Origin of the sequence: Candidatus Merdisoma sp. JLR.KK006 (assembly GCF_036941035.1) — a bacterium.
Lineage (GTDB): Bacteria > Bacillota > Clostridia > Lachnospirales > Lachnospiraceae > Laedolimicola.
Genome location: NZ_JAYMNS010000015.1, coordinates 13,026 through 25,723 on the forward strand (window position 1 = coordinate 13,026; position 12,698 = coordinate 25,723).

General features: G+C 45.9%; 14 protein-coding genes. 5 read left to right on the forward strand and 9 right to left on the reverse strand.

Features of this window, described 5'->3' with window-relative positions; genetic code table 11:
* Nucleotides 1–193: 193 nt before the first annotated feature.
* Entirely contained in the window at nt 194–1,420 is a 1,227-nt protein-coding gene (locus VSQ61_RS12555; RefSeq protein ID WP_334344765.1) for an argininosuccinate synthase, read from the forward strand.
* A gap of 46 nt (nt 1,421–1,466) precedes the next feature.
* Here the strand turns inward: VSQ61_RS12555 and VSQ61_RS12560 are convergent, their stop codons facing one another.
* The 5 genes from VSQ61_RS12560 to ispF all read right to left on the reverse strand — a co-directional run bounded on the left by VSQ61_RS12560 (nt 1,467) and on the right by ispF (nt 4,552).
* Nucleotides 1,467–1,607: a hypothetical protein gene (locus VSQ61_RS12560; protein WP_334344766.1), complete on the reverse strand. Its 141-nt coding sequence runs from the start codon at nt 1,605–1,607 to the stop codon at nt 1,467–1,469.
* A 4-nt stretch (nt 1,608–1,611) separates the two neighbouring features.
* Complete coding sequence (locus VSQ61_RS12565; RefSeq protein ID WP_334344767.1) at nt 1,612–1,857, reverse strand: hypothetical protein; 246 nt, start codon at nt 1,855–1,857, stop codon at nt 1,612–1,614.
* 159 nt (nt 1,858–2,016) lie between these two features.
* The gene (locus tag VSQ61_RS12570; RefSeq protein WP_334344768.1) at nt 2,017–2,856 is read right to left on the reverse strand and encodes a DegV family protein; all 840 of its coding nucleotides are present in this window, start codon (nt 2,854–2,856) and stop codon (nt 2,017–2,019) included.
* 295 nt (nt 2,857–3,151) lie between these two features.
* Nucleotides 3,152–3,997 carry a GNAT family N-acetyltransferase gene (locus VSQ61_RS12575; protein ID WP_334344769.1) on the reverse strand — a complete coding sequence of 282 codons (846 nt, stop codon included), beginning with the start codon at nt 3,995–3,997 and terminating at the stop codon, nt 3,152–3,154.
* A gap of 3 nt (nt 3,998–4,000) precedes the next feature.
* Entirely contained in the window at nt 4,001–4,552 is a 552-nt protein-coding gene (gene ispF / locus VSQ61_RS12580) for a 2-C-methyl-D-erythritol 2,4-cyclodiphosphate synthase (protein ID WP_334344770.1), read from the reverse strand.
* A 304-nt stretch (nt 4,553–4,856) separates the two neighbouring features.
* Here ispF and nudC point away from each other — a divergent pair, with 304 nt between their 5' ends.
* The 4 genes from nudC (at nt 4,857) to VSQ61_RS12600 (ending at nt 7,697) form a co-directional block, all read left to right on the forward strand.
* Complete coding sequence (nudC, locus tag VSQ61_RS12585) at nt 4,857–5,702, forward strand: NAD(+) diphosphatase (RefSeq protein ID WP_334344771.1); 846 nt, start codon at nt 4,857–4,859, stop codon at nt 5,700–5,702.
* A 63-nt stretch (nt 5,703–5,765) separates the two neighbouring features.
* A complete protein-coding gene (gene ymfI / locus VSQ61_RS12590) occupies nt 5,766–6,500 on the forward strand; it encodes an elongation factor P 5-aminopentanone reductase (protein ID WP_334344772.1) in 735 nt (244 codons plus the stop codon).
* A 43-nt stretch (nt 6,501–6,543) separates the two neighbouring features.
* Nucleotides 6,544–6,903 (forward strand): CidA/LrgA family protein, encoded by a 360-nt coding sequence (locus tag VSQ61_RS12595; protein ID WP_334344773.1) that lies wholly within the window; start codon nt 6,544–6,546, stop codon nt 6,901–6,903.
* Nucleotides 6,904–7,013: 110 nt separating this feature from the next.
* On the forward strand, nt 7,014–7,697 hold the full coding sequence (locus tag VSQ61_RS12600) for an LrgB family protein (RefSeq protein WP_334344774.1): 684 nt from the start codon (nt 7,014–7,016) through the stop codon (nt 7,695–7,697).
* A gap of 70 nt (nt 7,698–7,767) precedes the next feature.
* On the opposite strand, the gene VSQ61_RS12605 is transcribed toward VSQ61_RS12600, so the two are convergent.
* The 4 genes from VSQ61_RS12605 to VSQ61_RS12620 form a co-directional block, all read right to left on the reverse strand.
* Nucleotides 7,768–8,616 carry a DNA adenine methylase gene (locus tag VSQ61_RS12605; protein WP_334344775.1) on the reverse strand — a complete coding sequence of 283 codons (849 nt, stop codon included), beginning with the start codon at nt 8,614–8,616 and terminating at the stop codon, nt 7,768–7,770.
* A gap of 102 nt (nt 8,617–8,718) precedes the next feature.
* Entirely contained in the window at nt 8,719–9,933 is a 1,215-nt protein-coding gene (locus VSQ61_RS12610) for a mannitol dehydrogenase family protein (RefSeq protein WP_334344776.1), read from the reverse strand.
* 214 nt (nt 9,934–10,147) lie between these two features.
* Nucleotides 10,148–11,155 (reverse strand): class II fructose-bisphosphate aldolase, encoded by a 1,008-nt coding sequence (locus VSQ61_RS12615; protein ID WP_334344777.1) that lies wholly within the window; start codon nt 11,153–11,155, stop codon nt 10,148–10,150.
* A gap of 17 nt (nt 11,156–11,172) precedes the next feature.
* On the reverse strand, nt 11,173–12,687 hold the full coding sequence (locus tag VSQ61_RS12620; RefSeq protein ID WP_334344778.1) for an FGGY-family carbohydrate kinase: 1,515 nt from the start codon (nt 12,685–12,687) through the stop codon (nt 11,173–11,175).
* Between the last annotated feature and the right edge of the window lie 11 nt (nt 12,688–12,698).

Sequence of the window (12,698 nt, forward strand, 5' to 3'; positions counted from 1 at the left end):
ATCAATGCATATTATGCATATTCGTTTCATTTTATACAATATTTTCATAAAACCCCTTTATAAATATGTATAAAATTTCACTTGCATCTTCCTAGAGGATGTTGTATATTATTTGTCAGTGATAAAACAACAGAGTTTGTGGGATACCCAAAGCTTTCCCACATAGAGAAACAAGATCGAGGAGGATATAGATATGAAAGAAAAAGTTGTATTAGCCTATTCCGGCGGATTGGACACTACAGCCATTATTCCCTGGCTGAAAGAAAATTTCGACTACGAAGTTATCTGCTGCTGCATCGACTGCGGACAGGGAAATGAATTAGATGGTCTGGAAGAGCGTGCAAAGCTGTCCGGCGCCGCAAAGCTGTACATTGAGAATATCATTGACGAATTCTGTGACGACTACATTATGCCCTGCGTACAGGCTGGAGCCGTTTACGAAAACAAATACCTGCTGGGCACCTCCATGGCCCGTCCGGTCATTGCAAAGCGTCTTGTAGAGATTGCCCGCAAAGAGGGCGCTTCCGCCATCTGCCACGGCGCAACCGGAAAAGGAAACGATCAGATTCGTTTTGAGCTTGCCATCAAAGCTCTGGCTCCGGATCTGACCATCATCGCCCCCTGGCGGATGACAGACGTATGGACTATGCAGTCCCGGGAAGATGAGATCGAGTACTGCCGTCAGCACGGCATCAACCTTCCCTTTGATCACAGCCAGAGCTACAGCCGTGACCGTAATTTGTGGCATATCAGCCATGAAGGTCTGGAACTGGAAGATCCGGCCAATGAGCCCAACTACGAACATATGCTGGTACTTGGCGTCACCCCGGAAAAGGCACCAGACGAAGGCGAGTATGTAACCATGACCTTTGAAAAAGGAATCCCCACCTCCTTAAACGGCAAAGCCATGAAAGTATCCGAGATCATCACCGAACTCAACACCCTTGGCGGCAAGCACGGCATCGGCATTGTAGACATTGTAGAGAACCGCGTAGTAGGCATGAAATCCCGCGGCGTCTACGAGACTCCCGGAGGAACCATCCTCATGGAAGCCCACCAGCAGCTGGAAGAACTGGTCCTGGATCGCGCCACCATGGAAGTAAAAAAAGACATGGGCAGCAAATTCGCCCAGATCGTATATGAAGGCAAATGGTTCACTCCCCTGCGCGAAGCAGTACAGGCTTTCGTAACCAGCACCCAGGAATACGTAACCGGAGAAGTAAAGTTCAAGCTCTACAAAGGCAACATCATCAAAGCCGGAACCACCTCTCCCTACACCCTGTACAACGAATCCCTGGCCTCCTTCACCACCGGAGACCTCTACGACCACCACGACGCCAGCGGCTTCATCACCCTCTTCGGTCTGCCCTTAAAAGTCCGTGCTATGAAGATGGCTGAAGCTGAAGCCTCCAAAAAATAAGAAACCTAAAATAACAACACTCTAAAGTCAGGAGGGACGGCCTATTTTACAGTCGTCCCTCCGTCCCATCTGTCACCAATCCCCCCACTTTTCCATAGCTCCAAAAACCACAGCAAAAAGGAGCCCCCATCATCCAGAAGGCTCCCCTGAACTTTTTCCACACAAATTCCACTCTTCTTATAACCAAAAACCTACTCCGCACTCTCCGCTCCCATAGAAGAAAGATAAGAATCCAAAGCAGAAGCATCCATCTCAATCGTAGAAGTATCCGGCCTCGTTGCCATATCATACACAGAATATCCCAGCCAGCACACCAAAGCCAGCACAATAACCCCCGCTGCGGCCTTCGTTATAGTCTGCTTCTTCTTCTCCTTTGCCAATATCTCCTTGCGGTTCGCTTTCTCCTGTTTATAGCGGTTTACCTTTTCCTGACTCATCTTGCGAAATCCTCTCTTTATTTCTCTCTTTTCGTCTGCAGGGCCGCCTGCCGCTGCTCTATCTTAGACAGTATACCACACTATTATGAAAAAAGCATGAAAATTTTAAAAAATCTGCCGCCATATTTCCATACAATCGTACCTTGCCCGGAAAAAGGCTTAAACAACTACAATAATCCCCCCATCACTGGCATAAAGGCTGCTGACTCCGGCAGTATCCAGAATCATAACATCCTTTACCTTTACATGCTTTAAGATCTCTTCCTTCACCATCCTTGCCCGTTCCGGACAATTACAGTGAGAGATGGCCAATCGCTTCTCCGCCGGATTCTTCAAATCCTTTGCAATATATTCTACCATCTTCTTCAGCGCACGATTGATTCCTCTTGCCTGATCCAGCTGACAGATAGTCCCTATGGGAGTAGCCCCCATAACCGGTTTAATATTCAGGGCATTGGCAACAAAAGCCTTCAAGTTGCTGAGTCTGCCATTTTTACGAAGGGCCTCCAGAGATTCCAGTACAAAATACGTATTCTGCCCTGCTATATAGGCATCCACCGTCTCAATAACCTTCTCAAAAGTCATTCCTGCTTTCTCACATGCTTCAATCTTCATGGCAATCAACGTCTGGCCAATGGAAGCCGAACAGGAATTAAATACATGAATATTTTTCTGACCCTTTTCCTCTATATACAGCTTTTTCCCCAGCTCCGCACTGTTATAAGAGCCGCTGAGCTCTGCCGAAAGAGTAACCGCATACACATTCTCAGCTTCACAGGTATAAGCTTCCAGATAACGCTGGGGCGAAGGGCAGGAAGACTTTGGACAGTTAGGGCTTGCTGCCACTCTGCGCAAAAAATCTGCCTGATCAAAAGTCTCGTCATCTATCACATGGTGTCCGTCAATGTCCAGCACCAGCGGCACGCTTTCAAAGCACTTATCCTCCTTGTAGCTCTTTGGCAGTTCACCGCAGCTGTCAACAATAATCTTATAACTCATAATTTGCCTCCCAATACCACAAGCGGACATGCTCATATGTTCATTTTCGGTATCATCCCAAAACGAAACATGTACTTTCAATCTCACTTCCGCTTGCTTTTACTACCATAGAATCTAGTTTTCAATACTACATATGATAGTAACATGCCACTACATGTTTTTCAAGTAGTTTTTGCAATTATGCCGCAATTATTTAATTATAGAATAAGTCAGCAGGCATTTCCATATCCGTGTCCTGGTGGTTCACATTGGTTATGGCAACCTGCTGACTTATTTTACAACAGCTTCTTATGATTTATACTGTTTCATTGATATAGATTCCTTCTAACACCCGTATCAAGGACAGCTTTTCGTGCACCTCTGCCCGTTTTTCCTCCGTGCAGGTCTTTATCAGCTCTTTGGGCCCCAGCATTCCGCAAAGGAAGCTTCCTAAATCAGCTATGGAGACAGAAAGCTCCGGCTCCTTTTTAGATGGCAGCAAGCGGCTGCTTTCTGCAGTAAATTCCCATTGAAAGGTTCCCTGATTTTCTTCCAGAATGGGGTCCGTAATGGCAAGTACCAGACTTTGCTCCTCCTTTGCTCCAATCTGAGCCATAAAAGCAGGCAGATGCACCAGCCGCATCATCATAGGGGTTGTCTCCCATTCCGGCCAGTGGATATGACGCCTTTGGTAAGACGCATCCTTTTCAATATAAAGATCGTATTCTTCTGCCAACTGATTCTCTTCCAGAGATGCCAGTCCCTCCTCATCCTCGTTTCCCATAAGGCGAAAATCAAAGGGCAGGTAAATAGCCTCGTCCGCAGGCATCAAAAAAGCAAAGGGCTGCTGTTCGCGCTTCATATCCCCAAGGGCCTTCGTCAGAAGCTGCCGCATCAAGCCCTGATGGCGATATTGAACCTTAGTTGCTACTGCAACCAGGTAATCCGCCTGAACACACGCTCCGCAAAAGCGGAAGGTATAAGGATTCCGGTGCAGCATAGCAAGGATGTTCCCTTCCTCCACGGCTGCCAGGATCTGGTTGTCCGCCGCTTTAATCTGATAATAGGCATCCACAAACGCTTCCTCATCCTCTACAAATATTTCTTCATAGAGAGCCCGGGAATCTTCTTTTTCCTCATGAGAAAGATATCGTATCTCCATTTTTTATTCCTCTCCTGTTGTTCTTTTGCAGCCGGAACACCCTCCACAGGGGCTTTCCATCACATCCTCATAGGCATAATTTGCTATGGGAATCAGGGCGCATATGGCCTGAGCGGAAATCCCTTCTCCTGTTCCCGTAAAGCCCAAGCCTTCTTCCGTTGTAGCCTTAATATTAATCTGATCCACAGAAATCTGCAATGCCTTCGCCACATTCTCCCTCATAACAGGAATATAGGGAGCCATCTTCGGCCGCTGGGCAATGATGGTAGCATCCATATTTCCTATCACATAATTTGCCTCCTCCAAAAGCGCTCCTACCTGCTCCAAAAGCCGGATACTGGAGATGCCTTTGTAAGCCGGATCTGTATCCGGAAAATGCTTCCCGATATCACCCAAGGCTGCAGCACCTAAAAGTGCATCCATAATGGCATGAAGCAGTACATCCGCATCTGAATGGCCGAGAAGTCCTTTTTCGTAGGGGATCTCCACGCCTCCCAGAATCAGTGCACGGTCCTTTGCCAATTTGTGTACATCATAGCCCATTCCTACACGCATATTGCATTCTTCTCCTTTTTCCCATATAGGGTAAGTATACCACATTACTTTTTATTCTACTATACCCAAAAGACATCTCCTAATACATAACCATCAAGGCAAGGACGGGAGGTTACTGTGAACACCATGGGTGTGAACCAGGCTTTGTATGTAAGGTATGTATTTTTCATGTCTTTACCAAAAAGGATTTTTTGTGTATACTGTTCTCAGATATTTCAGTAAAAATACATTTTGCATCAACTGGTGATCTGGCTTCATTGGCTTAACTCCCAGCGGTCAGTTATCAAACTAGAAAGGCTTACATATGATACAAGATATTGCACCACATATTTACCACAACGAATACCGTCCCGCTCTTCCTGCGGCGGATAGCTTTCTTCTCTACTTTGAGGGGGAGCAGGTTTTGGCAGGATGTCAGAAAGACGCATTGGCTTTTCCCAGATTTCAGGAGCTTCCAGGGACAAAGCGGGAGCTTTCTTCTGAACTTATTTATTTATTTTCAATTGATAATTGTAGTTTTTATCTGTCCAGACAGTGCCCTTCTTTTGATCCGGAGCATTTTCAGATGAAAAGCATCCGCATCTTTCGTGATACCTGCCCCGGCTGGCTGTCCTTTGCTGGTATCACTGCCCATCAGCTTTATCAGTGGTATGATTCCCGCCGTTTCTGCGGACACTGCAAAAAGCCGCTGGTTCACTCCGGCAAAGAACGGATGGTTTACTGCCCGGACTGCGGCATCATGGAGTATCCGAAGATTTCTCCGGCTGTAATTGTGGGAATCCTTCATAACGGCCGTATCCTTATGTCAAAATATGCGGGCCGCACTACTACCCATTATGCCCTGATAGCAGGCTTTGCAGAGATTGGAGAAACCATTGAGGAGACTGTCAATCGAGAAGTCTATGAGGAAGTAGGACTTCATGTAAAAAATCTGCACTATTACAAGAGTCAGCCCTGGTCTTTTTCCGGTTCTCTGCTGTTTGGCTTTTTTGCGGAATTGGATGGGGAGGATGAGACCATCACTCTGGATACTCAGGAGCTTGCCACTGCTGACTGGTTCACCCGGGAGGAAGCGCCTGCCCAGCCTTCGGATATCAGCCTGACAAGTGAAATGATTTGGAAATTTAAAAATGGGGAAGTTATTTTTTAGAGACTTAACACCAATTTCCGTTTCAAAATGGAAATATTTGCTTATACAAACCAGGAGGTTCCTATGAAACAGCATACAGCAATGATCACCGGCGCTTCCAGAGGCATTGGAGCTGCCATTGCTAAAAAATTCGCAGCAGAGGGCTGGAATCTGGTTTTGACTTGCCTTCACAGCAAAGAGAAGCTGGAAACGCAGGCTTTGGAGCTTCATGCTGCTTATGGTATCACCTGCTTTACTTTTGCAGGAGATATGGGAAGCAAGAGGGATGTTCAGGACTGCTTTCGCCGGATGGAAGAACGTTTTGAAGGTGTTGATGTTCTCATAAACAATGCCGGCATTTCTCATGCAGGGCTTTTTACAGAGCTTTCTTTGGAGGATTGGGAGCAGGTTATGCGGACAAACTCCACTTCCGTTTTCCTCTGCACCCGGCAGGCGCTTCCCTATATGCTGAAACAGAAATCCGGATCCATTGTAAACATTTCTTCTGTCTGGGGCTGTGTGGGGGCTTCCTGTGAAACCGCCTATTCCGCTTCCAAGGGCGCTGTCAATGCCCTAACTATGGCCTTGGCTAAGGAATTAGCCCCAAGCGGAATTGCCGTCAACGCTATTGCCTGCGGCGCTATTGACACGGATATGAATGCCTGCTTTACAGAGGAAGAAAAAGCTGACATTGCAGAAGAAATTCCCGCCGGACGCTTTGGGACGCCGGATGAGGTTGCCGGGCTTGTATTTGCTGTGGCATGCCAGCCTTCTTATTTAACGGGACAGATTATGCGGCTGGATGGGGGCTGGATTTAAATAAGAAAAAATTATTCAACATAGTTTTTATAAGGGGTATTATATGAATATTATCAAACAATTCGGAATTATCTTTTCCATCTGCTGGTTGGGGACTCTGATCGAACATTTCCTTCCCTTTGCTTTTCCGTCCAGCGTCATTGCCATGCTTTTGCTGCTGCTTTGTCTGCTGACGGGTATTTTAAAGGTGGATCATATTCGGGAAAAGTCCGATTTCCTTTTGGGAAATATGGCCTTTTTCTTTATTCCGGCAGGGGTAAATGTGATTAACTATCTGGATATCCTGAAAGCAAGCTGGCTTCCGCTGGTGGTTATCTGTACCCTGACCACGGTTATCACCTTTGCCGCCACAGCTTTCAGCATCCGGCTTACGGTACGCTTATTGAAAAAACGGCAATATTAGGACAATGCACAGAAAAATTTTATGGACATATGCTTTTGCAGCGCAATATTTTTACGGGCAAAGGTATGATGTTCATATATCACAAAATCAGAATGTGGAAAGGAAACGTTATGAATGAATTATGGGCTTCCCCCTTTTTCGGAATTGCTGTAAGTATTCTGGCTTTTTGGCTGGGCGTCAAGCTTCAGGCACGACTGAAATCTGTTCTCTGCAATCCGCTGCTGATTGCTATTTTACTGATTGTGGGGCTTTTGTCCCTGTTTAAAATTCCTTACGAAAGCTACAATGAGGGCGGCGCTGTCATCAATATGTTTCTTGCCCCGGCTACTGCCTGTCTGGCGGTCTCCATTTACAGCAAGATTCAAATATTGAAAGAAAACTGGCTGCCTATTGTAGTGGGCTGTACCGTGGGTTCTCTTACTTCCATGGGCAGTGTCTATCTGCTCTGCAGACTGTTTCGTCTGGATGAAGCTATGACTTCCTCTTTGCTTCCCAAGTCTATCACTACCCCTATTGCCGTGGAGGTCAGCAGCTCTCATGGGGGAATTGTTCCCGTGACGGTGATTGCCGTTATTTTTACAGGGATTCTGGGAAGCATTCTCGCTCCCTTTCTGATCCGCCTGTTCCGGGTAAATGACCCAGTAGCTGCTGGACTCTCTATCGGAGCCTGCAGCCATGCTGTGGGAACCTCCCGGGCTATACAGATTGGGGAAACGGAAGGAGCCATGAGCGGCCTGGCCATTGGCATCTGCGGAATTATTACAGTGCTTATTTCAATGATTTTTCTTCACTAAGTTCAGGAATACCACATGCGCCACTACCGACTTTGAGTTATGGTGGTACGATAATGGGGCGCATGTAGGTTTAATTCTCACAGGAAATCACTTCCCCGTAATTTCGGATTATTATCTCTTTTCCCACCCGCTTCTTCGGATCGGAATTAATGGCCCGGCGCACATCCACTTCTTCTCTGAGGAAGTCGTGATATAATTCCTGAATCAGCTCCGTATTGTGATTGGTCAGCATACAATAGCAGCCCCTGTCCGACAGCTCCTTAAATACCTTTGAAAGACGTCTGTGCTCTTCCTCCGTGAAACCTTCCTTGGTATAAGAGTCAAAGGAAGCAGGATTCAAGGGCGCATACGGACTGTCAAAATAAATAAAATCACCTTTCTTTGCCGTCTCCAAAGACTTTTCAAAATCCTGACAGGTGATGGTTACGGACTTCAGGTAGTAAGAAACATTTTTTATATTCTCCACATCCACGGAACGAACCTGTTCTTTTTGATTCCATGGAACGTTAAACTGCCCTTTCTGGTTCACTCGATAGAGACCATTGAAACAGTGCTTGTTCAGATAGATAAACAATGCCGCCATCTCCGTGTCATAATCCTCGGCTTTCAGCTTACCATTGTAGCGCTCACGCATTTCATAGTAGAATTCTTTTGTACAGGTCACTTGATCCATAGAGCCTAAGACCACGGTTAGATGATTCACGTGATCCCGAATCTCTGTATAGGCATGAATCAGTTCACGGTTAATATCGTTGATAAAGGCCCACGCCGGTTTTTGATGGAACAGCAGCGCTCCGCCGCCCACAAAGGGCTCATAGTAGTCCTTATATTCTTCCGGCATCCGAACGCTTAAGGATTCCAATAGCTGCCGTTTTCCGCCTGCCCATTTTACAAAGGGTACTGTATTTGTACTGCTCATATTTTTTCTCCCGTCTTTATGCGATATTTCTATTCTACTATAAAAACGTGAAAAAGACGAATGAAATTTTTTTATTTTTCATGAGCCTTTAAAAGTCTCCGACTACACTACATCTTGTAAGCTTTCCACCTTAATCGCATCCGCCGCTCTGCGGATTTCCCCAAGATCTCTTCCCTTTAAAATCAGTTGATACATATTTAAGATAAGCTCTGTTAATTTCGCCCCTCTCTTAAGGCCGGAAACCTCCGCCAGAACATTTTCAGCCTGCTCCGCATCCTGCACCATATCTTCTGCCTCTTCTATATAGCGCCATACGCCTGCCGCCGCCCCTATGGCGATATAGGCCGGCACAATCTCCTGTGAAAGAGCCAGGCTTGCGGAGCCTATGAGACGATCCTGCGGCGACAGTTTACGTCCCGGATCTCCTCCTACCCGCTTACAGGTATCCTTAAGCGCCGCATTGGTAAACCGGTACAGCAAATCCGAAATATGCTTCATAATATCTTCCAGCGGTACATGATACTTTGCCGATAATGCTGCCGCACTCTCTTCCATGGCATTTCGGACAATGATATAAATCTCATTGTGATCAATTGCCTGACAGATATAGTCTAGTCCTAAGATATCACCCAGATAGGCGCAGGTTGCATGTCCCATATTGTGAATATATAGCTTCCGTTTTATAAAAAAGTCAAAGGGTTCAAAAGGAATCATATTCTTGATTTGGGGAGCTTCTCCTTTAAACGCCGCCTGATCCACAGGCAAAAACCCATATTGCTCCACACAGACACGCAAAGGTTCCCCATCTTTCATTTCATCTGTCTGAACAGGAACCATTCGGCCTATTGACGCCTCTACCAGTCCCACCTGTTCATCCAGAATCTTACATTCCTCTTCTGTTAATTGTTCTTTCAGCATTGTTTCCAATACTTTATTTGCATCCATCAGATTTTCACAGATAATAATATTCAAAGGTCCCTTACCTGCCGCCCAGCGTTTCCGCAATCCTGCAACCAGATTGGGAACAATGAATTTTAAGATACGGGCGCCTACAGCCGTTGCCATAATGTCACATTCTGCAATAGCGTCCGCCACACGGTCCATATCATTTCCGTTAACTGCTGTGACTGGCTTTACCAACAGATCCCGATGTCCCTGGCTAGTAACATACCGCAATGGATACTCTCCCTTTTTCTGCAGCTCCTGTACTACTGAATCTGCCACATCCACAAAGGTTACTTCATATCCTGACTCAGAAAAGAGCATGCCAATAAAACCCCGGCCAATATTTCCGCCGCCGTACATAACCGCTTTCATATATTTCGCCATTCCTTTCTTATTTAAAAATTGCTGCGCAATAGCACTAAAGGGTAAAGTCGCTTCAACACACCTGTAATGAGAGAAACTTCCATTCGAAAGGACTCTCATGAAAGTTCCTCTCGTGCGTCTTTGCGACTTTACTGTTAAAAATTGCTGCGCAATAGCACTAAAGAGTAGTTAAAAATTGCTACGCAATAGCACTAAAGGGTAGTTAAAAAACATACCACATATCCAGATACTCCCGAACCATTTTCTTCATCGCCTGGAAAATCACGTCCTGACGGGCAACCGTAGTAAAAGCTGTTAAGGATTCCTTTTCTCCGGTTGCACACTTTTCTGTCAGATATCCGTCCCTTTTAAGCGCTTCTGCCATCTTTGGCCCTGCAGCCTCAGATGCATGATGTACTAGAAATTCCAGAAGCTTCGGTGATGCGTCACGCTCCAGGGCAGTCCAGATATTCACCTTGCAGACACCGTCGTCAAATAATCTGCGTACCTGTTCATTCGACACGGAAGATGTTCCATGAAGGACAATCTTTGGGCCAATCAGCTCTTTTATGGCACGTGCCGCCTCCCCGTGATATTTTAAATCCTTTCCGGAAGCCCGATGCTCCGTTCCCAGATTTGCCACTACCATATCCACCCCTGTACGCTTCATATAATCTGCGCATTTATCTGCGGTAGTAATATCATTGTGCGCCTCGCCGCCTGCATCCACAATCTCATCGCAGGCTCCCTCAATCATAATCTCCTGTCCCTTTTTCTCAACAAAGGCTCTTGTCTTTGCTATGTTTTCCTCCAGCGGCAGGTTAGAAGCATCATACATAATCGTGGAAAAATCACTTAAATCACTTTCACAAAGTTCCGCATCCAAATCATGCTGCACATGATCCAGATGAAGCAGCAAATCCACGTTCTCATAATCGCCGCCCTTTCGCATTAACACTTCCGCATCTGCCTGGAAAAGCTTCAATCCGGTCTCCCAATTTCTGCTGTGCGTATAATTTCGAGACTGAGAGCGATGCTCATATTGAACCGTAATAGCCAGTGTTACAGGTACGCTCTTCAATCCGTGATCCTTTGCAAACTCACTGGCTGCGGAAATAATTGCTTCTGTGGTGGTCAGATTCTCCGTGCAGAGACAGGGAATCACCCATCCCTTTTTCGAAGCCTCTTCATATATTTTTATTACCTTTTCTTTCTCTGTAATAATTGGCATCTTTATCTTCCTCTCTTTTATGCGGTTCTGCCATCATCCTCTTTCCAAACACGGCCGACCGCCTCGTACAGTCTTTTATATTTTATATAAAAAGCTTCATACATTTTATGTTTCTTTGGATCCGGCAGATATTCTTTGCCTGTCTTCACAAAAACTTTCGCCGCTTCTTCCAAATTCCTATAAATGCCGCAGGAAGTTCCGGCCATCATAATACATCCCAATGTTCCGGATTGGGCATTTCCCAAAGTAACAATCTTCTTGTTGAGGATATCTGCTTTCATCTGCAGCCACACCTCTGCCTGTGCTCCACCACCTGTAGCCCGGAGTTCTGTTACCTCAATTCCTGCCTCTTTTAAGCATTCCAGATTCAAACGCATTTCATAGGTAACCCCCTCCATTAATCCCTGATAGAGATCTATGGAAGTCGTATTGTCACGTATTCCCAATATAGCACCCGTAATTTCTCCATCCATGTAAGGTGTTGCTGAGCCTGAGAAATACGGCAGCACCAGAAGTCCGGAAGGTTCTCCCTTTTTCATCTGTTCATTAAAGCCGTCATAGGGATTTATACCGTTTTTTCGGAATCCCCCCGCCTCCAGGGCCGCCAGGTTGTCCCGATACCATTTCAGCAGAGAGCCACCATTAAAAGAAAAAGCATAGGTTACATAAGTGTCTTTCTCCACATAAGGCACCATAACAAAATTATATTTCTGCATTGCCTTTGAACACTGGGGATGTGAAAAAATAGGCGTAATACATTCCACCGTTCCTGTACCGTCTACTGCCATTCCACATTTCAGACAACCGGTTCCAATCGCTGCTGCAATCTGATCATGGCAGCCTGATACAATAAGAGTATCCTCTGAAAGCCCAAGCTCTGAGGCCATCTCTTTACGAATCAGCCCTGCCGTGCTTCCGGTAGGTGCCGACGCAGACATCAGCCCTTTATCAATTCCCGCAAATTGCAGAATATCTTCTGCCCAGTCCAGTTTCCGATAATCAAAAGCCATCGTACGGCAAGCCAGAGAATAATCGATCTGCCAAACGCCACTCAACATATAGACAATATAATCTCCAAACTGGCAGATGTGTTTTGTTCTCTCATAGACGTCCCGGCGGTTCTCCGCCACCCACATTAGCTTGGAAATACTGTACATAGCGTGCGGATTAATTCCGGTTATCTGAAACAGATAATCTCTTCCAAAATGATTTATCAGCTTTTTACACTGCTCCTCCCCTCTGGGATCTACATAAAGCAATGAATTCATCAAAGGCTTATCATTTTCTCCAACGAAAATTGTAGTTTCACCAAAAGATGTAATTCCAATGGCGTGAATCCTGTCAATTCCTGATACAGCTTGCCGGATCACTGCTTTTACATTTGTCCAAACCTCCCAGGCGTCCAATTCCCGTCCATCGTCATCTTTTTGAATATCATATTCCCGATATGCCTCGCTAAGCAGACTGCCGTCCGAATCACATACCGTACATTTACAGCCTGTAGTACCCACATCCACACCCGCTATGGCCATTCTGATCCCTT